Source organism: Holophagales bacterium (assembly GCA_016699405.1).
GTDB lineage: Bacteria > Acidobacteriota > Thermoanaerobaculia > Multivoradales > JAGPDF01 > JAAYLR01.
Genome location: CP064972.1, coordinates 2,646,179 through 2,668,043 on the forward strand (window position 1 = coordinate 2,646,179; position 21,865 = coordinate 2,668,043).

21 protein-coding genes are annotated in these 21,865 nt (G+C 72.9%); 7 read left to right on the plus strand and 14 right to left on the minus strand.

Annotation, left to right across the window (positions count from 1 at the left end; genetic code table 11):
• Nucleotides 1-9: 9 nt before the first annotated feature.
• From IPJ17_11005 to IPJ17_11050, 10 genes are all read right to left on the minus strand, one after another.
• The gene (locus IPJ17_11005) at nucleotides 10-264 is read right to left on the minus strand and encodes a Fe(2+)-trafficking protein (GenBank protein QQR72058.1); all 255 of its coding nucleotides are present in this window, start codon (nucleotides 262-264) and stop codon (nucleotides 10-12) included.
• On the minus strand, nucleotides 261-527 hold the full coding sequence (locus IPJ17_11010; GenBank protein QQR72059.1) for a hypothetical protein: 267 nt from the start codon (nucleotides 525-527) through the stop codon (nucleotides 261-263). The genes IPJ17_11005 and IPJ17_11010 overlap by 4 nt, the downstream gene beginning before the upstream one ends.
• Nucleotides 514-1,461, minus strand: coding sequence for an SDR family oxidoreductase (locus IPJ17_11015; GenBank protein QQR72060.1), 948 nt, complete (start codon nucleotides 1,459-1,461; stop codon nucleotides 514-516). The genes IPJ17_11010 and IPJ17_11015 overlap by 14 nt, the downstream gene beginning before the upstream one ends.
• Nucleotides 1,458-2,807, minus strand: a complete 1,350-nt coding sequence (locus IPJ17_11020; GenBank protein ID QQR72061.1) for a UDP-glucose/GDP-mannose dehydrogenase family protein — start codon at nucleotides 2,805-2,807, stop codon at nucleotides 1,458-1,460. The genes IPJ17_11015 and IPJ17_11020 overlap by 4 nt, the downstream gene beginning before the upstream one ends.
• A gap of 135 nt (nucleotides 2,808-2,942) precedes the next feature.
• Entirely contained in the window at nucleotides 2,943-4,211 is a 1,269-nt protein-coding gene (locus IPJ17_11025; protein ID QQR72062.1) for an HD domain-containing protein, read from the minus strand.
• A gap of 28 nt (nucleotides 4,212-4,239) precedes the next feature.
• Nucleotides 4,240-5,190 (minus strand): GDP-mannose 4,6-dehydratase, encoded by a 951-nt coding sequence (locus tag IPJ17_11030; GenBank protein QQR72063.1) that lies wholly within the window; start codon nucleotides 5,188-5,190, stop codon nucleotides 4,240-4,242.
• 35 nt (nucleotides 5,191-5,225) lie between these two features.
• Nucleotides 5,226-6,425 (minus strand): MCE family protein, encoded by a 1,200-nt coding sequence (locus IPJ17_11035; protein ID QQR72064.1) that lies wholly within the window; start codon nucleotides 6,423-6,425, stop codon nucleotides 5,226-5,228.
• Complete coding sequence (locus IPJ17_11040; protein QQR72065.1) at nucleotides 6,415-7,170, minus strand: ABC transporter ATP-binding protein; 756 nt, start codon at nucleotides 7,168-7,170, stop codon at nucleotides 6,415-6,417. Before IPJ17_11040 ends, IPJ17_11035 begins: the two co-directional genes overlap by 11 nt.
• Nucleotides 7,171-7,177: 7 nt before the next feature.
• Nucleotides 7,178-7,933, minus strand: a complete 756-nt coding sequence (locus IPJ17_11045; protein QQR72066.1) for an ABC transporter permease — start codon at nucleotides 7,931-7,933, stop codon at nucleotides 7,178-7,180.
• A complete protein-coding gene (locus tag IPJ17_11050; protein ID QQR72067.1) occupies nucleotides 7,930-8,331 on the minus strand; it encodes a hypothetical protein in 402 nt (133 codons plus the stop codon). The genes IPJ17_11045 and IPJ17_11050 overlap by 4 nt, the downstream gene beginning before the upstream one ends.
• A gap of 58 nt (nucleotides 8,332-8,389) precedes the next feature.
• Between IPJ17_11050 and IPJ17_11055 the strand changes: the two genes are divergently transcribed.
• The 6 genes from IPJ17_11055 to IPJ17_11080 all read left to right on the plus strand — a co-directional run bounded on the left by IPJ17_11055 (nucleotide 8,390) and on the right by IPJ17_11080 (nucleotide 16,280).
• On the plus strand, nucleotides 8,390-9,172 hold the full coding sequence (locus IPJ17_11055) for a 1-acyl-sn-glycerol-3-phosphate acyltransferase (protein QQR72068.1): 783 nt from the start codon (nucleotides 8,390-8,392) through the stop codon (nucleotides 9,170-9,172).
• Between the two features lie 10 nt (nucleotides 9,173-9,182).
• On the plus strand, nucleotides 9,183-10,274 hold the full coding sequence (locus IPJ17_11060; GenBank protein QQR72069.1) for an Mrp/NBP35 family ATP-binding protein: 1,092 nt from the start codon (nucleotides 9,183-9,185) through the stop codon (nucleotides 10,272-10,274).
• 26 nt (nucleotides 10,275-10,300) lie between these two features.
• A complete protein-coding gene (locus tag IPJ17_11065; GenBank protein QQR72070.1) occupies nucleotides 10,301-10,981 on the plus strand; it encodes a UDP-2,3-diacylglucosamine diphosphatase in 681 nt (226 codons plus the stop codon).
• Nucleotides 10,982-11,090: 109 nt separating this feature from the next.
• Nucleotides 11,091-11,852: an MBL fold metallo-hydrolase gene (locus IPJ17_11070; protein QQR72071.1), complete on the plus strand. Its 762-nt coding sequence runs from the start codon at nucleotides 11,091-11,093 to the stop codon at nucleotides 11,850-11,852.
• Complete coding sequence (gene aroA, locus IPJ17_11075; GenBank protein QQR72072.1) at nucleotides 11,842-13,155, plus strand: 3-phosphoshikimate 1-carboxyvinyltransferase; 1,314 nt, start codon at nucleotides 11,842-11,844, stop codon at nucleotides 13,153-13,155. Before IPJ17_11070 ends, aroA begins: the two co-directional genes overlap by 11 nt.
• The gene (locus IPJ17_11080) at nucleotides 13,152-16,280 is read left to right on the plus strand and encodes a sigma 54-interacting transcriptional regulator (GenBank protein ID QQR72073.1); all 3,129 of its coding nucleotides are present in this window, start codon (nucleotides 13,152-13,154) and stop codon (nucleotides 16,278-16,280) included. Before aroA ends, IPJ17_11080 begins: the two co-directional genes overlap by 4 nt.
• On the opposite strand, the gene IPJ17_11085 is transcribed toward IPJ17_11080, so the two are convergent.
• Entirely contained in the window at nucleotides 16,267-16,785 is a 519-nt protein-coding gene (locus tag IPJ17_11085; protein QQR72074.1) for a GAF domain-containing protein, read from the minus strand. The two genes, IPJ17_11080 and IPJ17_11085, sit on opposite strands and share 14 nt — an antisense overlap.
• Before the next feature lie 104 nt (nucleotides 16,786-16,889).
• Here IPJ17_11085 and IPJ17_11090 point away from each other — a divergent pair, with 104 nt between their 5' ends.
• Nucleotides 16,890-17,576, plus strand: coding sequence for a MerR family transcriptional regulator (locus IPJ17_11090; protein QQR72075.1), 687 nt, complete (start codon nucleotides 16,890-16,892; stop codon nucleotides 17,574-17,576).
• On the opposite strand, the gene IPJ17_11095 is transcribed toward IPJ17_11090, so the two are convergent.
• Genes IPJ17_11095 through nrdR form a run of 3 tightly spaced genes read right to left on the minus strand, consistent with a single transcriptional unit; the run spans nucleotide 17,560 to nucleotide 21,460 of the window.
• Complete coding sequence (locus IPJ17_11095) at nucleotides 17,560-18,582, minus strand: thiamine-monophosphate kinase (protein ID QQR72076.1); 1,023 nt, start codon at nucleotides 18,580-18,582, stop codon at nucleotides 17,560-17,562. The genes IPJ17_11090 and IPJ17_11095 overlap by 17 nt on opposite strands.
• Nucleotides 18,579-21,005: an endopeptidase La gene (gene lon / locus IPJ17_11100; protein ID QQR72077.1), complete on the minus strand. Its 2,427-nt coding sequence runs from the start codon at nucleotides 21,003-21,005 to the stop codon at nucleotides 18,579-18,581. The genes IPJ17_11095 and lon overlap by 4 nt, the downstream gene beginning before the upstream one ends.
• Complete coding sequence (gene nrdR / locus IPJ17_11105; protein QQR72078.1) at nucleotides 21,002-21,460, minus strand: transcriptional repressor NrdR; 459 nt, start codon at nucleotides 21,458-21,460, stop codon at nucleotides 21,002-21,004. The genes lon and nrdR overlap by 4 nt, the downstream gene beginning before the upstream one ends.
• Nucleotides 21,461-21,865 lie beyond the last annotated feature (405 nt).

Genomic DNA, 21,865 nt, shown 5'->3' on the forward strand with positions numbered 1-21,865 from the left:
GTCCCGGCGTCAGCCGGCCTTGGCCGGAGAATCGAGAGCGAGGAACTGGCGCAGGTGGGCGTCGAGCACGGCTTGCGCCCCGGGGTCCATGAAGTTGAGCCGCAGCTCGTTGATCACCATGACTTCGGCACGCTGCCACTCGGTCCAGCAGTCGGCGCAGGCCTTCCCCTGGATCTCGGCGCCGAGGGGACCGCGCAACGGCGGGCGAGCGAGCGCCGGGGCGTCGGGGCGCCCACAGCGGGAACAGACGACGGTGGAGCTCATCGGACCTCCCCGGGCAGAACGATCCGCGACTCGGCGCGATCGCCGACCTCGCGTGGAACATGGACGAGCAGCCAGTGATCGCGCGAGTCGGCCGGTCCCTTGAGCTGCTTGACCGCCTCGTCAGGGACCGCCAGGGTGACGTAGGCGGCGCGGCGCTCGTTGCGCCGCGCGAGGTCGGTGGCGAGCTCGGCGATCGGCATCACCTCGACGCGCTGCGGATACTTCGCCAGGGCGAAGGCGAGGATCTCCTCAGGCCGCTCCACGGGCGACGACCTCCCGGAAGTAGGCGACGGTCTTGACCAGCCCCTGCTCGAGCGACACGCGCGGCTCCCAGCCGAGGACGCGGCGGGCGACGCTGATGTCCGGCTGGCGCGTCTTCGGATCGTCGACCGGCAGCGGCTGGTGCTCGATCGGCGAGCTGCTGCCCACCGCCGCGCGAATGGTCTCGGCGAACTGCAGGATGGTCATCTCGTGCGGGTTGCCGATGTTGACCGGATCGCTGCGGTCGGAGAGCAGCAGGCGGTGGATACCGTCGACCAGGTCGTCGACGTAGCAGAACGAACGCGTCTGCGAACCGTCGCCGAAGACCGTCATCGGCGCCCCGGTGAGCGCCTGCTGCACGAAGGCCGGCACGACGCGGCCGTCGCGCGGTCGCATGCGCGGGCCGTAGGTGTTGAAGATGCGGACGATGCGCGTCTCGAGGCCGTGCACGCGGTGATAGGCCATCACCATCGCCTCGGCGAAGCGCTTGGCCTCGTCGTAGACGCCGCGCGGGCCGACCGGGTTGACGTTGCCCCAGTAGGTCTCCGGCTGCGGGTGGACCAGCGGGTCGCCGTAGACCTCGGAGGTCGAGGCGAGCAGGAAGCGGGATCGCTTCGACTTGGCGAGCCCCAGACTGTTGTGGGTGCCGAGCGAGCCGACCTTGAGGGTCTGGATCGGCAGCTCGAGGTAGTCGATCGGCGAGGCCGGCGACGCGAAGTGCAGGACGTAGTCGATCGGGCCGTCCAGATGGAACGGCGTCGAGACGTCGTGCAGGACGAATCGGAAATCGTCGCGGCCTTCCAGGTGGGCGATGTTCTCGCGCCTCCCGGTGATCAGGTTGTCCACGCAGATGACCCGATTCCCCTCGGCGAGGAGCTTCTCGCAGAGGTGAGAACCGAGGAATCCGGCCCCGCCGGTGACGACCGCGGTCTTCATCCCGCCGCTCCCACCTTCGCAGTCATCTTGCCCGCAGCCACCGAGGGGCGACCCACCGAAACGTACTCGAAGCCCGCCGCGGCCATCTTGGCCGGCTCGTAGATGTTGCGCAGGTCGACGACCAGCGGGCGCTTGAGCAGCTTCTGGAGCTTGTCGGTCTCGAGCTTGCGGAAGCGGTTCCACTCGGTGGCGATCACCAGACCGTCGGCGCCTTCGCAGGTCTCGTAGGGGCCCGGGCAGTATTCGACGCCGGCCGACAGCAGCGGCTTGGCGGCGTCCATCGCCGCCGGGTCGTAGGCCTTGACGCGTGCTCCGGCGGCGATGAGCCCCTCGATCACGACGATGGCCGGCGACTCGCGCATGTCGTCGGTGTCGGGCTTGAAGGAGAGCCCGAGCACGGCCACCGTCTTGCCGGCGACCCCGCCGAAGGCCTCGGCAACCTTGCCGACCATGCGACGCTGGGTGCGTTCGTTGGCCGAGAGCACCGCCTCGATGATCTCGAAGCGCTTGCCCTGCTCGTGGGCGATGCGCGCCACGGCCCGCGTGTCCTTCGGGAAGCAGGAACCGCCGTAGCCCGGTCCGGGGTGGAGGAACTTCGGGTTGATCCGGTTGTCGAGGCCCATCCCCTTGGCGACCACTTCGACGTCCGCGCCGACCGCTTCGCAGAGCTCGGCCACCTCGTTGATGAAGGTGATCTTGGTGGCAAGGAAGCCGTTCGAGGCGTACTTGATCATCTCGGCGCTCTCGACGTTGGCGATGACGAACGGCACGTCGGCGACGCGCAGCGGCGAGTAGACCTCGAGCATCACCTCGACGGCGCGGGGATCGCGGGCGCCGATCACCACCCGGTCGGGGCGCAGGAAGTCGTCGACGGCGCAGCCCTCGCGCAGGAACTCGGGGTTGGAGCAGACCGCGAAGTCGCCCTTGCCGCCGGTCTGTTCGGCGACCAGCTGCTCGATCATCTGGCCGGTTCCCACCGGCACGGTGCTCTTCGTGACGATGACCTTGAAGCCGTTGAGGTGCTGGGCGATCGACTCGGCGACCTGGCGCACGAACGAGAGGTCGGCCGAGCCGTCGGGCAGCGGCGGGGTGCCGACGGCGATGAATACCGCCTTGGCCTCCTCGATCGCCGGCCCGAGGTCGGTCGAGAACTTGAGCCGACCGGCCTCGACGTTGCGGGCCACCACCTCCTCGAGGCCGGGCTCGTAGATTGGGATCTCGCCGCGCTTCAGGGCGGCGATCTTCGCCTCGTCCTTGTCGATCCCGGTGACGTCCATTCCGAAGTCCGCCAGGCACGCTCCGGTGACCAGGCCGACGTAGCCGCTTCCCACCACGCAAATCTTCATATTTGACCTCTCCGCTTGGGGGACTCCCGGCGGGTGATCGGCCGGGAGAGTCCGAGAGGGGATGCGCGCCCGATTCTGGAACGCGCCGGACGGCTTAGCCTACCGTGAAGCGGGTGCCGTCCCCAAACGCGGGGGTCAGAGGCGCATCTCGCCGCGGCGGACCATGGCGACGAAGAGGGCGGCGAGGCGGGGGTCGAACTGGGTGCCCGAGGCGGCGGCGATCCGTTCGCAGGCCTCGTCCGGCGGACAGGAGCGCTGATAGCTGGTGGCGCTCGTCATGCTGTCGTAGGCCTCGACCAGCCCGATGAGGCGGGATTCGAGCGGGATCGCTTCGCCGGCGAGGCCGTCGGGGTAGCCGCCGCCGTTCCACCACTCGTGATGGTGGCGGACGATCGGCGCGAGGTCTTCCCAGAGACGGACCGGCCGCAGCATCTCGGCGCCGAGCCCCGGGTGCTGGCGCAACACGGCGAGGTCGGTGGTCGCCCGGTCGATGTGCAGCATGCCGAGGTCGTGGAGCAGCGCCGCGGCGTGCAGCCGCTTGATCTGGTCCTCGTCGAGATCGAGCGCTCGCCCCAGCCGCAGGGAGTAGCGGGCCACGTCGGCCGAATGCTCGCCCATGTAGTCGAGGTGCGCGTCGAGCGCCGCCACCAGCAGGTGGGTGGCGTGGGTGTAGAAGTTGCGTTGCACCTCTTCGAGCTCGAGCCCGCGCAGCGTGGCGCCGAGCATCGAAGCGAGGGTGTCGAGCGGTCCGACGATTGCCTGCTCGTCGGCGCCGTCGCCGGCGTGCAGGGCGAGGAGGGTGCGCGGATGCGTCTCGTCGCCGCAGCGGACGGCCGTCGCCCAGACCGCCCGGCCGTGCCAGAGGGCGCTGCCGGGGAGCGCCTCGTGGACGGCACGAGCCTCCTCGCTCGCGGCGCGGGCGAGGCGCTGGAGCTCCGGCAGGGACCGGGCGAGGATCGCCTCGACGCCGGCGCCGGCCTGACCCCGCGGCTGCGGCTCGGCTTCGCGTCCTCCTGCCTCGAGGTAGACGGCCCAGCCGCCCCCGACGAGCCGGACGGCCGCCTCGAGGGCCCCCTGGATCGCCTGCTGGTCGTGCTCGGTCGACTGCAGCCCCTGGGCGGCGGCAAGCAACGAGGCGAGCCGTCGGTTGTCGCGATCGAGCCGGGCGAGCGCCTGATTCGTCGTGCGACGCAGGGCGAGGAAGGAGGCGAGCGACAGGATCCCGAGGCCGACGAACGCGGCGAGCGGCGCCAGCCGGGCGTCGACGTCGTCCGGGGAGACGAAGCGCTGGCCGACCCAAGCGAGCGCCATGAGCGGGACGACGGCGCCCAGGAAATAGGCGAGGTAGACCGCCCGGTCGAGCGGCTGCGAGAAGAGCGAGAAGCGGCGGAGCGATCTGGCCAAGCGGTGGACCGTCCTCTCCTCGCCGAGGTCAGGAGCCGCTCTCGCGGTACCAGGCGACGTAGCGGCGCAGCCCCTCGCGGATCGGCACGCGGGGAGAGTAGCCGAGCAGCCGCTTGGCCTTCGAGACGTCGGCAAAGGTGATCGGCACGTCGCCGGGCTGTTCGGCGAGCAGCTCGACGCGCGGCTCGACCTCGAGCTCGCCGGCGATCCAGTGGACGAGGTCGATGAGGCGCGTCGTCTCCGAGCCGCCGAGGTTGAAGATCTCGAAGCCCGGCGCCAGGTCGCGCGACGCGACGATCCCGTCGACGATGTCGTCGATGTAGGTGTAGTCGCGCCGCGTGCTGCCGTTGCCGTAGAGCGGCACCGCCGCACCGCGCGCCAGCAGATCGGTGAACTTGGCGATCGCCATCTCCGGGCGCTGCGCCGGACCGTAGACGGTGAAGAAGCGCAGGCAGGCGGTCTTCAGGCCGTAGAGGTGGTGGTAGTTGAAGCAGAGCAGCTCGCCGGCGCGCTTGGTCGTCGCGTAGGGCGAGATCGGCCGCTCGACCGGATCCTCCTCGGCGAAGGGCACCTTTTCGTTGATGCCGTAGACCGACGAGGACGACGCGAAGACGAAGGTCGCCGGGCCGTGCTGGCGGGCCGCTTCGAGCAGGCGCAAGGTGCCGATGCAGTTGACCTCTTCGTAGAGGATCGGCTCGCGCAGGCTCGGTCGGACCCCGGCCCGGGCGGCGAGGTGGACGACGGCGTCGAACCGGCCCGCGGCGAAGATCCGATCGACCAGCGCCGCGTCGCGGATGTCCCCCTCGACCAGGCGGTAATCCTCCCGTCCGAGCAGCGGTGCGACGTTGCGGCGTTTGCGTGCCGGGTCGTAGAAGTCGTTGAAGTCGTCGAGGACCGTGACGCGCTCGCCCTGGCCGAGCAGTCGCCGTGTCAGGTGCGAGCCGATGAAGCCGGCGCCGCCGGTGATGAGGGTGTGCATCGCGAGACCGCCTCCGTCCTCTCCGGCGAGCGAGCCTATCGCAGGCCGCCGTCCGGCGCGGGGGTCGCGGGCGGCGGAGCGGGCGTCGACTCGGGGGCCGGGCGGTCCGCCGCCGCCTTCTCCGCGGCGAAGCGCTGGGCGATGCCGGCCTTCTGGCGGTTTCTCACCAGCCAACGTAGCAGGCGCGACTCGTTGACGCCGACCAGAATGTCGTCGAGCGCCTCGGCGACGCTCGGGTCGTTGAGGAGCCGGGCGGCGGTGCCGTCGCCGCGATCGAGCTTCTCGGCCACTTCGCGCAAGGTGCGCACGAGCAGCCGCAGCTCCTCGGTCACCTCGCGCCCCCAGGCCTCGTCGTGCACCATCCGCGGCAGCAGGGCGTCGCCCTGTCGCAGCGCGGCGGTCGTCGCCGCCAGGTCGTCGGCGGCCTGGGAGAGGCGGGCCAGGGTCGTCTCCAGCCGCTCGCGCATCTGGCGGTCGTCGAGCAGGGCGGGCACCAGGCCGTCGCCCCCTTCGGCCTTGGCCAGCACCCGATCGAGCCGCTCGACGGCCGAGGCCAGACGGTCGGCGAGCTGCCGGTCGCTCGTCAGACGGTGCAGGGCGCCCTTCCCCGAAGCGATCTCGTCGGCTGCTTGACGGACCGAACGGAGCGTCGCCACCGCCTCGTCGCCGACGTCGACGCCGGAGGCCGGGGTGCGCAGGAGCTGGCCGAGGATCCCCTCGCCGCGCTCGGCGCGGGCGAGGATCGCGTCGAGCGAGTGGGAAATGGTGACGACGTTGTCCATCACGTCCTCGCCGGAGGCCACCAGCCGGTCGACGTTGGTCGACTCGGCGGCGCGGATCTCGCCGCGAATCGGCACCTCGGCCGAAGCGGGCGAGCCCGAGGTGATCTCGAGGAACTTGTCGCCCAGGAGGCCGAGCGTCTTGATCCGTGCGAGCGAGTCGAGACGGACGCGTTGGGAGTAGCGCCGGTCGATGGCGATGCGCACCTCGAGCAGCCGTTCGCCGGTGTCGGTCGGCAGCACGATCGTCTCGATCCGGCCGACCTGGACGCCGTTGAGGTGGACGCTCGAGCCGGCCCGCAAGCCGCTGACGTCGCGGAAGTGGACGATGTAGCGCGCCTTCGGCGTGAACAGGTTCTGCTCGCGACCGAGGACGATCACCAGGGCGGAAAGCAGGACCAGGGCGAGCGCCACGAAGAGTCCGACGCGGAGCTCCCGGCGTCGTTCAGGGTTCATCGTCATCCTCCGGTTCGGCGTCGAAGAAGCGGCGCACCAAGGCGTCGCGGCAGTCGTCGAGCGCGGCCCAGTCGCCGAGGAAGCGGAAACGGCCGCCGTCGAGGAACGCCAGCCGGTCGGCGACCCGGCGCGCCAGCGCGAGATCGTGGGTGACCACCACCGCCGTGGCTCCCAGGTGACGGGTGGCGCGGCGGATCAGCTCGCCGATCGTTGCCGAGGTCATCGGGTCGAGACCGGTGGTCGGCTCGTCAAAGAGGACCGCCTCGGGCTCGAGCGCGATGGCGCGCGCCAGCGCGACGCGTTTGCGCATGCCGCCGGAAAGATCGGCGGGCATCCTGCTCTCGATCCCCGGCAGGCCGACCTGGGTGAGCCGGTCCTGGACGCGCTCGGCGATCGCCTCCTCGGGGAGCCCGCCGACCTCGCGCAGCGGGAAGGCGATGTTCTCGCCCACGGTCATCGAGTCGAAGAGCGCCCCGCTCTGGAAGAGCATGGCGACGCGACGGCGCACCGGGTAGAGCTCGCGCTCGGCGAGCTCGGTGAGCTCGCGACCGTCGAAGCGGATCGAGCCGGCGTCGGGCCGCTCGAGCCCGACGAGCTGGCGCAGGGTCACGCTCTTGCCGCTTCCCGAGCGGCCGAGGACGGCGAAGCACTCGCCGCGCGCCACGTCGAAGTCGAGCCCGTCGAGGACGGCGCGGCCGCCGTACCGCTTGGTCAGCCCGCGCACCGAGAAGAGCGGCTCGCCCATTGTCCGGTCAGCCGAGCACGTAGAACAGCTTGGTGAGGAAGAAGTCGGAGATCAGCACCAGGATCGAGGTGGTGACGACCGTTTCGGTGGTGGCCCGCCCCACGCCGTCGGCGCCGCCCTGCACGGTCAGCCCGCGATGACAGGCGACGATGGCGATGAAGTAGGCGAAGACGAACGACTTGCCGAGGCCGCTCGCCACGTCGGCGATGCGCAGCGAGTCCATCACGTCGGTGAGGTAGAAGGCCGCTTCGAGATCGAGCTGCGTGACCGCCACCAGCATGCCGCCGAAGATGCCGAGCAGGTCGCCGTAGAGCGTCAGCACCGGGATCATCAGCAGGCAGGCGGCGAGGCGGGGCGCCACCAGCTTGCGCACCGGGTCGGCGGCCATCGAGCGCAGCGCGTCGATCTGCTCGGTGACCTTCATCGACCCGATCTCGGCGGCGATGCCGGCTCCCACCCGGCCGCCGACGATCAGCGCCGTGAGCACCGGACCGAGCTCGCGGGTGAGCGATTTGCCGACCACCGTGCCGATGTAGTACTTCACGCCGAGCCCCGGCAGGCTGAAGGCGGTCTGCAGCGCCAGCACCATCCCGGTGAAGAGCGTGGTGATGCCGGCGACGCCGAAGGAGCCGAGCCCGATGCGCTCCATCTGCAGCAGGCCGAGCCGCAGCTCGAACGGGCGCGTCAGCAGGACCCGCAGGGCGCGGACCGACAGCAGGGTCAGCGCACCGGCCTCGGAGAGGGCGCGGAAGAGCCGGCTCATTCGCGCCAGGGCAGCCAGAAGGCGGCGTGGGCGACCGCGAAGGCGAAGTCGGCGGCGGCGAGCGGGGCGAGCGCGGGCGTCCCGTGCCAGGCCGCCAGGCCGAGAACCAGCGCGCCGCCGAGGCGTCCGACGATCGCCACCGCGACGATCCGTGCCCCCCGCTCCGGGTCGTCGGCCGCGACCAGGTAGAGCGCGGCAAGCATCAGCAGCAGCACGGCGAGCAGGGGCAGGTAGAATGCCGGTTCGGGCAACGGCAGGGCGAGCGACGCCGCGGCGGCCTGCGGCGCGACGAGCATCAGCCCGGCGAATCCGGCATCGTAGAGCGCTCCCAGGACCAGGCTGGCCCGCAGCAGACCGAGCCAGCGAAAACGCCGCGTCACGCGATCGAGAGTGGACACCGTCGAGCATTCTAGAGGCCCCGTCGCCCCCTCGCCAATCCGCCGCACCGGACGGGCCGTGGGCATCGCCGTCGCCACGATCACCGGCAACCTGATGCTGGTGGCCGGGTCCCTCCTCTTCGGTGCGCTCGCCCTCGTGGCGAGCGCGATTCCGCCGCGCGGCGACTGGACCTTCCGGGTGGCACGGGCGTGGGCGCGCTGCCTGCTCGCCGCGAGCTTCGTCCGCGTGCGGGCGAGCTGGGAGCAGTCGATCGACCCGGACGGGCGGTTCGTCCTGATGGCGAACCACCAGAGCCTCTACGACATCCCGGCGCTGCTCGCCGTCTGGCCGGGCCAGGCGCGCTTCATGGCCAAGCAGACGCTCTTCCGCATCCCGATCTTCGGCTGGGCGATGCGCGCCGGCGGGTTCATTCCGGTCGATCGCCGCAATCCGTCGCAGGCGCCGGAGGCGTTCGCCGCGGCGACGGCGCGACTGGCTGCCGGGACCTCGGTCATCCTCTTTCCAGAACAGATGCGCTCGTTCGACGGCCGTCTGCTCGCCTTCCAACGCGGCGGCTTCCTGCTGGCGCTCAAGAGCCGACTGCCGATCCTGCCGGCCGGGCTCGACGGGACGCGGTCGGTGCAGCGTCGCGGCAGCTTCCTGGTGCGCCCCGGGGCGGTGACGGTGCGCTTCGGCGCGCCGGTCGAAACGGCGGGGCGCAGCGTGCGCGAGGTGCGGCTCGGCGGCGAGCTGGCAGCGGAGGTGCGGCAGCAAGTTGCCGCGCTCGCCCGGGTCGAGGTCGCGGCGGAGGAGTCGCGGCGCTCCGTGGCTCCGGCGGACGCGGCGGCGGCCGGCGGATAGAATCGCCGCCATGAGCTCTGAACTCGAACCGCGCCTCTGGGACGCTCTGAAGAGCGTCCGTTTCCCCGGGATGACCCGGGACATCGTCTCCTTCGGTTTCGTTCGCGCGGCGCGGGTCGACGCCGGCCGCGCCGTCGTCGAGCTCCAGCTCGCCACCCAGAACCCGGCGGCGGCCGAGCAGATCAAGGCCGAGGTGGAGCGGGTGGCGATGGGCATCCCGGGCATTCGCGAGGTTGCGGTCGACCTGCGGGTCCAGGTTCCCCCGTCGCGTGACGAGGCGGCGCAGCGGGCGATCTCCGCCGATCCCGGCCTGATCCCGGAGGTGCGTGCCGTCGTCGCGGTGGCGAGCGGCAAGGGCGGCGTCGGCAAGTCGACCGTCGCCGCCAACTTGGCGGTGACGCTCGCCGCGGCCGGACACCGCGTCGGCATCCTCGACGCCGACATCTACGGGCCGTCAGTGCCGATCATGTTCGGCATCACCGACAAGCCGGTGGTGATGGGGGAGCGGATCATCCCGTTCGAGCGCTACGGCGTGAAGGTGATGTCGCTCGGCTTCATTCTCGAGACCGACACGCCGGTCATCTGGCGCGGCCCGATGGTGATGAAGGCGATCGAGCAGATGCTCGGCGACGTCGAGTGGGGGGCGCTCGACTATCTGGTCGTCGACATGCCGCCCGGCACCGGCGACGCGCAGCTCACGATGACCCAGAAGGTGCCTCTCGCCGCCGCGGTGGTGGTGACGACGCCGCAGGACGTGGCGCTGATCGACGCGCGCAAGGGGCTGGCGATGTTCCGCAAGGTCAACGTGCCGGTGGCCGGGATCATCGAGAACATGTCGACCTTCGTCTGCCCCCACTGCGGCCAGGAGACCGACATCTTCAAGCGCGGCGGCGGCGAACGGACGGCCGAGCTGCTCGGCTGCCCGTTCCTCGGGGCGATTCCGCTCGACGCGGCGATCGTCGAAGGGGGCGACGCCGGCATGCCGATCGCCGTGGCGCAGCCGAGCGGTGCCCACGCCGCGGCCTTCCGCCGGGTCGCCGACGCGGTGGTCGCCGAGGTCGAGCGCACCCTCGCCGCTCGGCCCCGCATCGACATCTCCTGACCGGCGGACGGACGCGAGCGTCGCCCATGGCCACCGCGCTTCTCGCCGACGCCCATCTCGGCGGCCCGGGTGGGCCGGCGACACCCTTGGTGGCCGAGCTCGCCGGTCTGCCGGGCCGTGCCGAGCGACTGGTGCTGCTTGGGGACCTCTTCCAGGTATGGATCGGTCATCGCAAGTTCGAGACCGCCGACGTGGTGGCGGTCGTCGAGGCGCTCGAGCGCTTGCGGCAACGCGGGCTCGAGGTGGTGTACGTCGAGGGCAACCGGGACTTCTTCCTCGCCGGCAGCCGCTACTCGCGAGCCTTCGACGTCGTCGCCGGCGAGTACGCCTTCGTCGAAGGGGGCCGGCGCTACCTCGCGGTCCACGGCGACGGTCTCGACGACAAGGACTGGAAGTACCGCTTCTGGCGTCGGCTGTCGAAGAGCGGGCCGAGCCGCCTGGCGGCTCGGGCGATCCCCGGGCCGGTGGCGCGGCGGATCGTCCACGGCACCGAGCGGGCGCTGGCGCAGACCAACTTCAAGCACAAGATGCGCATCCCGGAGGAGGTCGTCCGCACCTACGCGACGCGGCGGCTCGCCGAAGGACACGATGCGCTGCTCGTCGGTCACTTCCACGAGGAGCGCCGCTGGAGCGTGCCGGGCGGCGAGGTCTGGCTGCTCGAGGCCTGGTTCCGCACCCGCCGCCTCGAGTGGCTCGGCTCGAGGTAGGCCGTGGACGGGGGGCGGGCCGTCGTGAGGCGAGGGCGCCGGGATCTTTCCGACGACGGAGCTCCGGCTTGAGGCGTGCCCCGCAGTAGACTCGCCGCGGATCCTCTCGATGCGTATCACCATGCTCGGCAGCGGGACCTCGACCGGCGTGCCCGTCATCGGGTGCGAGTGTGCCGTCTGCACCTCGCCCGACCCGCGCAACCGCCGGACGAGGCCGAGCCTCTGGCTCGAGCTGCCCGCCGGTCACGCGCTGGTCGACACACCGCCGGACCTGCGCGAGCAGGCGCTGCGCTTCCGGGTGTCGCGGGTCGACGCCGTGCTTTTCACCCACGCTCACGCCGACCATCTCTTCGGTCTCGACGACGTGCGCATCTTCAACTTCCGCCAGAAGTCGCCGATCCCCTGTCTCGGCTCGGCCGCAACGCTCACCCGCGTGCGCGCCGCCTTCGCCTATGTCTGGGAGGACGGGCAGGCCGGCGGGGGCAAGCCGCAGCTTGAGCTGCGGCCGGTCGACGGGCCGTTCCCGCTGCTCGGGGCCGAGGTCGTGCCGATCCCGGTCTGGCACGGCGCCATGCCGGTGTTCGGCTACCGCGTCGGACGATTCGCCTACGTCACCGACGTGTCGCGCATCCCCGACGAGAGCTTCGACCTCCTGGCCGGCGTCGAGGTGCTGGTGCTCGGTGCCTTGCGCTACCGCCGCCATCCGACCCATTTCTCCGTTGCCGAGGCGCTCGACGCGGCCGCGCGGGTCGGCGCCCGGCGCACCGTGTTGACCCACCTGGCGCACGACGTCGACGTGGGCCGCCCCGAGGTCGACCTGCCGGCCGGTGTCGAGCTCGGCTACGACGGGCTGGTGCTCGATGTGGCCTGAGTCGATCGCCATCCCCGACGGTCGCGCGGTCCGGGGTGCCCTCGTCGTGCCGCCGTCGAAGAGCGTCAGCAACCGCTTGTGCAACCTCGCCCTGGTGGCCTGGCAGCCGGTGACGCTGGTGCGCCCGCTGCTCTCCGACGACATCCGCCGCTTCCGCGACGTCCTCGTGCAACTCGGCTTCGCGGTGCGCGAGGCCGCCGGTGTCGCGCCGGGCGAGGAGATCGTTCTCTGCCCGCCGTCCGAGCCACGCGCCGAGGCGAGCCTCGATTGCGGCGAGTCGGGGACGCTGCTGCGCTTCCTCGTCGCCGCGCTCACCACCCTGCCCGGTCGCTTCACCGTCGACGGCAGCGCACGCCTGCGCGAGCGGCCGCTCGCGCCGCTGCTCGCCTCGCTGCGGCAACTCGGAGCGCGGATCACCTGTCTCGGCAGCGAGGGGTTCGCTCCGCTGGTGGTCGACGGGCCGTCGCTCCGCGGCGGCCGGACCGGGCTCGACGCCGGCAGCTCGAGTCAGTTCCTCTCGGCGCTGTTGATGGCCGCCTGTCGCGCCGAGTCCCCGGTAGAGATCGAGGTTCGCGCCCTGACCTCGCAGCCTTACGTCGAGCTGACGCTCGATCTGCTTGCTCGTCAGGGGGCGCGGGTCACCCGGCTGAGCGCGTCCTCGTTCCGGGTCGAGCCGGTTCGCCTTGCCGGCGGCCGCCTCGAGGTGGAGGGCGACTTCTCGGCGGCCGCCTACCCCGCAGCCGCCGCCGCGCTGACCGGCGGGGTCGTCCATCTCGCCGGCTTGCGCCGCGATTCGCGCCAGGGGGACCGTCGTCTGCTCGACCTGCTCGCCCGGATGGGGGCCCGAGTCGCGTGGGACGAGAGCGGCGTCGAAGTCCAGGGCAGCGGCGAGCTCGTCGCCCTCGACGAGCCCTGCGGCGACATCCCCGACCAGGTCCCGACGCTCGCCGCCCTGGCGCCGTTCGCCCGCGGCACGACGCGACTGCGCGACGCCGCTCACCTGCGCGTCAAGGAGAGCGACCGTCTGCGCGCCATGGCGAGCGAGCTCACGCGGCTCGGCGCACTCGTCGAAGAGCGCGCCGACGGCCTGGTGATCCCTGGGCTCTGGGCCGACGCCGTGCCGCCGCACCAGCCGGTGCGCACCTCGAGCTGGAACGACCACCGGATCGCCATGAGCTGCGCGCTCGTCGGACTGCGGCGCCCCGGCCTCTCGGTCGGCGAGCCGCGGGTGGTGGAGAAGTCGTATCCCCGGTTCTGGTCGGACCTCGGCGCGCTGCTCGGCGTGAGGCTCGGCGCGCCGTGATCGTCGAGCTCGGTCACGCCGGGCTCGGTCCCGCCTGCGGGCGCCCACTCGGCGACCCTGGGCTCTCCGATCGACAACGCCTCGCCGCGCTGTTCGGCGGCACCGCCCTGCTGGCTCACCTCGAAGCGGCGGGCTGGCGGCTCGCCGGCGGTTGGGGGGACGGGCACGTCGCCCCGAAAGGCGCGCTCTCCGGACTCGCCGCGGTGGCCGGACGCGCCCGTGACGCCGTCGCTCCGCTCCTGCTCGACCTGCTGGGGCGGCTCTTCGGGCGAGAGGTCGCCGGACGGGGCCCGGCTCGCCGCGTCGCCCGGGCGTGCGCCGAGCGCTGGACGGTGGCACTCACGCCGCTCGTCCTCGACGTCGAGCTCGTGCGGCTGGCCAGCGAGGCCGACTTCCTCCTCGACGTGGCGTGGGGCGAGGTGCGTCGCGCGTTGGTGTCGCGACGCCGGGACGACCGGGGTCGCGAGAGCCTCTGGATCGCCGGCCCTCCCGAGGCCCGGCGGCGACTGCTGGGGGAGACGGAGTCCTACGACGCGGCATGCGCGCTGCTCGGCGGGCCGGCGGGTGCGTCGCTCTGGCTCCCCGCGGTGGCGCGGGAGGCGTCCGCCCCGGTGCTGACGAAAGCGCGCGAGCTTTACCGTCGCGGACAGTTCGAACAGGCGTTGCACGAGCTCGCCGCCGCCGACGCCTCGAGCGAGGCCGAGCTCCTGCGCGCCGCCTGCCATCGCCATCTGGGTGGCTTCGCGGCGAGCGGTGCGTCGCTGCGGCGTCTCGTCGCCGCCGAGCCGCGCGGCGAGGTTCTGGCCGAGGGGCTCGACCTCGCCACCGTCGTCCACTCCAATCTCGGGGAGCCGGGCGAGGTCGATCACTGGCTGCGGCTCGGCCGCGCGGGCTTGCGGGGGCGGCTCGCACCGCGCCTGGCGCTCGCCGAGGCCGAGGCCGCGCTCGATCGCGGGGAGCCCGCGGCGATGGCCGAGCACCTCGAGGCGGCCCGCCCGGCGCTCGAAGCCCCGGACCCGGCGTGGCGGTGGCACCGCGTCGCCGCTGAGCTCGAGCAGTCCACGGGAGCCCCCGACCGCGCGGCGGCGTCCTACATGCAGGCGCTGCGCGTCGGACGGCGCCTGGCGCTGCCGTTCGAGGCCGGGCGGCTCTGGGTCGGGCTCGGCAACGCGCGCGGGGAGCTCGGGGACCTCGCCGGCGCCGAGCGCGCACTGGCCCACGCGGCGCGCCTTCTCGGGCGCTGCGAGGGGCCGGTGGTAACGACGCTCGCCCTCTTCAACCTCGCCGAGGTGCGCTTGCGACGCGGGCGGTTGCTCGGCGTCGAGCAGATCGTCCAGGCGTCGGAAGCCGACAACGTACGGCAAGGTCATCTGCGCGGCTGGGCGCACGATCAGGAGCTCGCGATGCGGCTCGATCAGGTGCGCGGCCGCGTCGAAGCCTCGTTCGTGCGGATGCAGCGCGCCGTCGAGCGTCTCCGCGCCGCCGGGCAGAGCTGGCGTCTCGCCGAGCTCCACGTCCTCGGGGCGCGAGCGCTCGGCTGGCTCGGCCGCGCCGAGGAGGCCGCGGCGCTGCTCGCCGAGACGACCGCCGAGGCGATCCGCGAGACGCTCGAGCCCGAGGAGCGTCCGGCGCTCTGGGCGCTCGCCGGCTGCGCCGATCGCGCCTGGGCGGAGGCGCGCGGGGGTCCGTTCGAACGGCTCTGGCGCGAGCTGCTCGACGGCGGCGAACCGCCGCCGGTCGCCTGGACGGCGTTGCAGCAACTCGATCCCTATCGCGCCGCCCGCCTCGTCCTCGACTGCGAGCGGCTGGCTCCCGACTGTGCGCCCCCGGCCTGGCAACGCCAGGCGCGGGCCGTGCTCCACCGGGTCGGGGCCAACCGCCTCGCCGAGCGCATCGGTCGCGAGGACGTCGCCGTCTGGCGGGCGGTCGAACGTTTCGCCAGCCGTCCGGCCGGGGAGACCGAGGCGATCCCGCAGCTCTTCGCCGACGCCGGCGAGGTGAGCTGCTGCCTCGAATGGGAAGGTCGCGGGGAGAGGGTCACGCTGCTCGGCGGGGAGTGCGGTGGCGAGGAGTTGGCCGCACCCTGCGGCGACGGCGTCCTGCGGCTGACCACGCAACGCCTCGGCGCGGCGCAACGGGCGCTCTTCGCCCTGGCATTGCGCGACTTCGCGCCGCCGGTCGCGAAGACCGCCGGCGCCTCGCCGCTGCTCGGCGAAAGCCCGGCGCTGCTCTCCGCCCGCGAGCGCTTGCAGCGACTCGCCGCGGGCGAGATGCCGGTACTGCTGCTCGGCGAGAGCGGGACGGGCAAGGAGCTCGCGGCCCGCGAGGTGCACCGCGGCAGCGCGCGGCACGGTGGCCCGTTCGTACCGGTCAACTGCGCGGCGCTGTCGGAGACGCTCATCCATTCCGATCTCTTCGGCCACTCGCGCGGCGCCTTCACCGGCGCCGACCGCGATCGCGCCGGCGTCTTCGAGAGCGCCCGGGGTGGCACCGTCTTCCTCGACGAGATCGGCGACCTGCCGCTCGCCGTGCAGGGGAATCTGCTGCGCGTGTTGCAGGAGGGCGAGGTGCGCCGCCTCGGCGAGAGCCTGCCGCGCAAGGTCGACGCGCGGATCGTCGCGGCGACTCATCGCGATCTCTCGGCGATGGTGCGCGCCGGCGACTTTCGTGCGGACCTCTTCTTCCGGCTGCGCGTGGCCACCGTCCGCCTGCCGCCGCTGCGCGAACGTGGTCGCGACGTGCTGGGGCTCGCCGAGGCGTTCCTGGCGCGCCGCGGGCCGGGGGCGACCGGGACCCCGGCGCGGCTCTCGCGCGAAGCGCAGGCGAAGCTGCTCGCCTACGCCTGGCCGGGCAACGTGCGTGAGCTGCAGAATGTGCTCACCGTGGCGCGCACGCTCGCCGGCGAAGGGCGGATCGGCCCCGAGCATCTCGAGCTCGGAAGCGCCGAAGCCGCCGCCGCCCCGGCCGGCGACTACCAGGCACAGATCGAGCGGCTGCGCCGCCGACTGATCGACGAGGCCCTCGCCGCGGCCCACGGCCGTCCTGCCGAAGCCGCCCGGCGCCTCGGCCTGACGCGGCAGACGCTCGCCTACCTGCTGCGGCGCTACGGCATCAAGACGAGCTGAGCGGCGCTGCGGCGGTCGCACCGAAGTGCGCCCGGAGCCGCTCGAGGAGCGCTTCGATCCCGCGGGCGTCGCGCTCGTCGAAGGCGGCGGGCTCGCGCGAGTCGAGGTCGAGCACGGCGACGAGGTTGCCGCCCGCGTCGCGCACCGGGACGACGAGCTCGGAGCGTGCCGAGTCATCGCAGGCGATGTGGCCGGGGAAGGCGTGAACGTCGGGGACGAGCTGGGTGCGCTCCTCGCGGGCCGCCGCGCCGCAGACGCCGCGGTCGAACGAGATCTCGAGGCAGCCGAGCGGGCCCTGGTAGGGGCCGACGCGCAGCCAGCGCGGCGCGACGACGCGGTAGAAGCCGACCCAGCTCGCCTGCGGGAGCGCCTGCTTGACCAGGCAGGCGATCGTCGCCATGGCGCAGACCGGGTCGTCGACCCCTTCGAGCACCGCGGCGATCTCGCGGGTGAGGGCGTCGTAGTCGGGAGATCCGGCAAGCGGTCGGGAGGCGTTCGTCGTCATCCGCGGATCCTATTCAATCTTCCGGGGCGCGGTGCCGCCGGTCGTCGCTCGGTGCGGCTGCTACACTGATTCCACAGCGCGGACGTTCGTCCGCCGGAGATCGCATGGCCAAGAAGACACGTCGTCCCCCTGCCCGCCGCCCCCGTCAGGCGCCGGAGCTTCTCACGCTCACCGACCTCGCGCGCCGCGCCGGGATCTCGCCCGCCACCGCTCATCGCTACCAGAAGGAGCACGGTGACCTGCTCCCGTCGCGCGGCGAAGGGCGGACCCGGCGCTACCTGCCCTCGGCGGTCGAGGTGCTGCGCGGGCTCTTCACCAAGAAACGGCGCGAGCGCGGTGTCGGCGCCCCACCGCGTGGACCGCGCAAGGCCGCGGCCGGCCGGCGGCCGGGAAGCGCTCCGCGCTCGGCCCGCCAGGCGACACCCGGTCGGGTGCGTGCCAAGGCCGGTCTGCTGTCGTTGCGCAAGATCGCCCAGATGACCGGGATCGCCTACCCGACGCTGCTGCGCTACGTGGCGCGGCACGGACAGGGGATCCCGCAGCAGGGGACGGGGCGCAAGCGCCGCTTCCCACCCGAGGCCGTGCCGGTGTTCGTCGCGCTGCGCCAGCATCGCGGCCGCCTGCCGCGCGGCGAAGAGGTCGCCGCGCGCGGCCGGAAGGGCGGCGACCCGCAGCTCGTGCGCCGCTTGCAGGCGCTCGAGGAGGCGCATGCCGAGCTCACGCGCAAGCTCCGTCGCCTGCAGCGGATGCTCGATCGCCCCTGGCGGGTGACCCTCAGCCGGAGCCGTTGAGCCGGGCCTCGGCGTCGCGCGCCGCGGCGTCGAGGTGATCCCACCCGGCCTCGGGGAGCGGCTCGATCCCGCGCGGTGTCGCGATCTCGACGACCGGGCGGGCGAGCGCGATCCCGACCGGTCGCGCGCCGAAGTGTGCCGGCGGCACCGTCCGCGACGGCAGCGAAAAAAGCAGCACGTAGTCCTCGCCGCCGCCGAGCGCGGCGGCGAGCGGATCGATCCCCAGCTGCTCGAGCAGTCGTCCCGTGGCACGCTCCGGAAGCAGGGCGGCAGAATCGAGGCGGGCGCCGACGCCGCTCGCACGACAGAGCCGGTGGAGATCGCGCGAGAGACCGTCGGAGACGTCGAGCCCGCCGCCGTCGCGGCGCCTGGCGAGCCATGCGCCGAGGTCGAGCTGCGGGCTCGGCAGCAGATGCCGGCGCACCGCGCGGCGGGCCGCTGCGGCGAGCGCCGGCGGCAGGCCGAGGGGCGCCGGGAGGACCGCTCGACCTCGCTCCCAACCGGCGCCGCGCCGCACCAGCTCGCGACCGGCGAGCGACTCGCCGACCGTTCCGCCGAGCCAGAGTCGATGGCCGGCCCGTACGCCGTCGCGCCGCACCCAGCGACCGCCGGAGCGACGCTTGCCGAGCAGCGTGAGCGAGCTCGACAAGCGGGGTGCCGAGGCGAGATCGCCGCCGGCGAGCTCGACGCCGAAGCGCGAGAGCTCGCCGAGCAGCGCGGCGAGGAAGCGCCGATGGGGAAATCCGGCCGGCGCGGCGAGAGCGAGGAAGGCCAGCCAAGGCTCCGCGCCGCTCGCCGCGAGATCGGAGAGGTTCACCGCGGCGAGCCGCCGCGCCACGACGTCGGGCGGCACGTGCGGGAGGAAGTGGACCCCTTCGATCTGATGGTCGAGCGTCACGGCGATCCCGCCGCCTTCGTCGAGAAAGGCGACGTCGTCGCCGAGCCGATGCCCCGGGCCGAGCCGGCGTTGCAGCCAGCCGAGCAGCCGATCCTCGGCGCCGCTCACGACCGGCTCGCGCGCGGGGCGCGCGCGGTGGCTCGCCGCGCACGCTTCGGCCCGCCGGAGCGGCCGGGCTCCGGCGCGGCGGTGTCGACGAGCGCGAGCGGCGGCACCTCGCCGAACGTGGTGACGAAGACGAGCTCGAGGCCGCGGCGCTGGGCGAGCGGAATCTCCTCGGCGTCGCGCCGGTTCGCCGCGGGCAGCACGACGGTGGTGGCCCCGGCGGCGCGCGCGGCGAGGACCTTTTCGCGGATGCCGCCGACCGGCAGCAGGTCGCCGCGCAGCGTGACTTCGCCGGTCATCGCCAGGCGGCGCCGCACCGGCCGCCCGGTGGCCAGCGAGAGCAGCGCGATGCCGAGCGTCAGGCCGGCCGACGGACCGTCTTTCGGCGTGCCTCCGCCGGGGACGTGGACGTGCAGGTCGTGGCGGGCGAAGAACTCGGCACATCCCGGTCGACCGGCGGTCATCGCGCGCACGTGGGTGAGCGCCGCCTGGGCCGACTCGCGCATCACCTCGCCGAGCTGTCCGGTGAGCTGGAGCTTCCCTTCGCCCGGCGCGGCCAGCGCCTCGACGAAGAGGAGCTCGCCGCCGGCAGCGGTCCAGGCCAGCCCGGCCGCGACGCCGACGCGGTCTTCGGGCAGCACCGCCTCGTGCGGGAACGGCGGTGGCCCGAGCGGCTCGGCGAGGCCTTCCGGGGCCAGCCGTCCGAACGTCGGGCGACCTTCGACCTTCGCCCGGGCGGTCTTGCGGCAGAGCGCGGCGATGCGGCGGCCGAGCTCGCGCACGCCGGCCTCGCGCGTGTAGTCGGCGGCGAGGGCGCGCAGCGTCGGCCGCGTCAGGGTGAGGTCGCGCGCCGTCAGGCCGTGGCGCGAGAGCTCCTGCGGCACGAGGTGCCGTGCGGCGATCGTCACCTTCTCCTCCAGCGCGTAGCCGGGCAGGCGCAGCAGCTCCATGCGGTCGAGGAAGGCCGGGTGGATCGGGTCGACGACGTTCGCGGTGGAGAGGAAGAGGACGCGCGAGAGGTCGTACGGCACGCCGAGGTAATGGTCGCGGAAGGTGCCGTTCTGCTCCGGGTCGAGCGCTTCGAGCAGGGCGGCCGTCGGGTCGCCGCGCAGGTCGGCGCCGACCTTGTCGATCTCGTCGAGCATGAAGACCGGATTCGACGTGCCGGCCTGGCTCAACCCCTGGAGGATCCGGCCTGGCATCGCCCCGACGTAGGTGCGGCGGTGACCGCGGATCTCCGCCTCGTCGCGCACCCCGCCGAGCGACAGGCGGACGAAGCGGCGCCCGAGGGCGCGCGCCACCGAGCGGCCGATCGAGGTCTTGCCGACTCCGGGCGGACCGACCAGGCAGAGGATCGGTCCGTGCGCCTCCGGGTTGAGCCGGCGCACGGCGAGGAACTCGACGAGCCGCTCCTTGACCTTGTCGAGGTCGAAGTGGTCCTCGTCGAGAACGCGGCGGGCGCGTGCGAGGTCGAGGTCGTCGGCGCTCGCCGTCGACCAGGGGAGGCCGGTGAGCCAGTCGAGGTAGGTCCGCACCACCGAGGTCTCGGCGCTGTCGGGCTGGCCGCGCTCGAGCCGGCGGATCTGCCGCTCGAGCTCCTCGCGGGCCTCGCCGCTCATCCCCTTCTGCTCGGCGGCGCGGCGGTAGGCGGCCACCTCTTCGGCGACGTCTTCGCCCTCGCCGAGCTCCTTCTGGATCGCCCGGATCTGGTGGCGCAGCAGGAACTCGCGGTGTCCGCGGTCGGCCTCGCCGCGCGCACGGTCGGCCATCTCCTGCTGCAGCGCGAGCTCGCGGAGCTCGGCGTCGAGCTGGGCGCCGACCCGTTCGAGCCGGACGGCGGGGTCGACCGTCTCGACCAGGCTCTGGGCGACCTCGCGCGACAGGTCGAGGTTGCTCGCCACGAGGTCGGCGAGGCGCCCCGGCTCCTCGACCGCGACGGCGATGGCGAGGACCTCCGGGGAGATCGGCTTGCCCAGCGAGGCGAGCTTCTCGAGCCCTTCGCGCAGATGGCGGACGAGCGCCCGCGTCGCCACGGTGGGGCGGCGCAGGCGGGCCTCGGGGAGGATCTCGAGGCGTGCCCGCAGGGCGTTGCCGCCGCCGACGAAGCGCGTGGCGCGCGCCCGGGCCTGCCCTTGCACGAGCAGGCGCAGGCGTCCGTCCGGCAGCTTGAGCAGCCGATGGATGACGGCGACGACGCCGACGCGCTCGAGCTGCTTGTCGCCCGGGTCGTCGACGGTCGGGTCGCGGACGCCGAGCAGCAGCAGTCGCCGCTCGCCGGAGAGCGCTTCGTCGACCGCCGCCACCTGCCGGTCGCCGAGGACGGTGAGCGGTGCGGTGATGAACGGCAGCACCGGTCCGTCGCGCAGCGGCAGGACCGGAAGCACCTGGGGCAGCGCGGCAGGGCCGCCAGCGGAACGGACGCTCATCCGGGCTTGCGGAGCAGCGACTGCAGCTCGTCCATGAAGGCGTCGATGTCCTGGAAGCGGCGATAGACCGAAGCGAAGCGCACGTACGCCACCTGGTCGAGGTCGCGCAGGCGACCCATCACGTGGGCGCCGATGTCGAACGTGGTGATCTCGCGCTCTTCGCGCTCGGCGAGCATCGTCTCGACCTCCTCGACGATCTCCTCGAGCTTGCGGACGGGGACCGGTCGCTTGCCGCAAGCCTTGAGCAGACCGTCCATCAGCTTGCGGCGGTTGAACTCCTCGCGACTGCCGTCGCGCTTGACGACCATGAGCGGGATCTCCTCGACCCGCTCGTAGGAGGTGAAACGGCGCTCGCAGGCGAGGCATTCGCGGCGCCGCCGGATGGCGTCGCCGTCGCGGCTCTCGCGCGAGTCGACCACGCGGTCCTCGGTGCTGCCGCAGAAGGGGCAGCGCATCCGGGGTTTCCCGTCACTCCTTGGAGTGGACCGCGATGTTGAGGTGGAGGAGGATCTTCTCGAGCGCCGCGACGTCCTTGATCTCGACCGGGAAATCGCGGATGCCGTCGACGATCTTGTTCTCGGTGTCCTCGACGCGCAGGCTGAAGGTCAGCCGGCGGGCACGCTGGAAGTCGGCGCGCTTGAGGGTGAGCTCGAGGGTGCGGTGGATCTCGCCGCGGCCGTTGCCGGCGACCGCCCGGGCCGGAATCGACGACGGCGCCGCCGGAGGCGGCGACGGCGCGACGTGCGCGGCTGGCGGCGGCGTCGAGAGATGGGCGTGATGCGGTGCCGCCGCTCCCGCGGCCGGGGTCATCGCCTGCTTGCGGATCTTCTCGAGCTCGGCGAGCACGTCGAGATGCCCCT

Bases quoted from the DNA above. Each gene is read 5' to 3' on its own strand.
- IPJ17_11005 (QQR72058.1), bottom strand. From the start codon at position 264: ATGAGCTCCACCGTCGTCTGTTCCCGCTGTGGGCGCCCCGACGCCCCG.
- IPJ17_11015 (QQR72060.1), bottom strand. From the start codon at position 1,461: ATGAAGACCGCGGTCGTCACCGGCGGGGCCGGATTCCTCGGTTCTCAC.
- IPJ17_11020 (QQR72061.1), bottom strand. From the start codon at position 2,807: ATGAAGATTTGCGTGGTGGGAAGCGGCTACGTCGGCCTGGTCACCGGA.
- IPJ17_11030 (QQR72063.1), bottom strand. From the start codon at position 5,190: ATGCACACCCTCATCACCGGCGGCGCCGGCTTCATCGGCTCGCACCTG.
- IPJ17_11035 (QQR72064.1), bottom strand. From the start codon at position 6,425: ATGAACCCTGAACGACGCCGGGAGCTCCGCGTCGGACTCTTCGTGGCG.
- IPJ17_11040 (QQR72065.1), bottom strand. From the start codon at position 7,170: ATGGGCGAGCCGCTCTTCTCGGTGCGCGGGCTGACCAAGCGGTACGGC.
- IPJ17_11045 (QQR72066.1), bottom strand. From the start codon at position 7,933: ATGAGCCGGCTCTTCCGCGCCCTCTCCGAGGCCGGTGCGCTGACCCTG.
- IPJ17_11060 (QQR72069.1), top strand. From the start codon at position 9,183: ATGAGCTCTGAACTCGAACCGCGCCTCTGGGACGCTCTGAAGAGCGTC.
- IPJ17_11065 (QQR72070.1), top strand. From the start codon at position 10,301: ATGGCCACCGCGCTTCTCGCCGACGCCCATCTCGGCGGCCCGGGTGGG.
- IPJ17_11070 (QQR72071.1), top strand. From the start codon at position 11,091: ATGCGTATCACCATGCTCGGCAGCGGGACCTCGACCGGCGTGCCCGTC.
- aroA (QQR72072.1), top strand. From the start codon at position 11,842: ATGTGGCCTGAGTCGATCGCCATCCCCGACGGTCGCGCGGTCCGGGGT.
- IPJ17_11085 (QQR72074.1), bottom strand. From the start codon at position 16,785: ATGACGACGAACGCCTCCCGACCGCTTGCCGGATCTCCCGACTACGAC.
- IPJ17_11090 (QQR72075.1), top strand. From the start codon at position 16,890: ATGGCCAAGAAGACACGTCGTCCCCCTGCCCGCCGCCCCCGTCAGGCG.
- lon (QQR72077.1), bottom strand. From the start codon at position 21,005: ATGAGCGTCCGTTCCGCTGGCGGCCCTGCCGCGCTGCCCCAGGTGCTT.
- nrdR (QQR72078.1), bottom strand. From the start codon at position 21,460: ATGCGCTGCCCCTTCTGCGGCAGCACCGAGGACCGCGTGGTCGACTCG.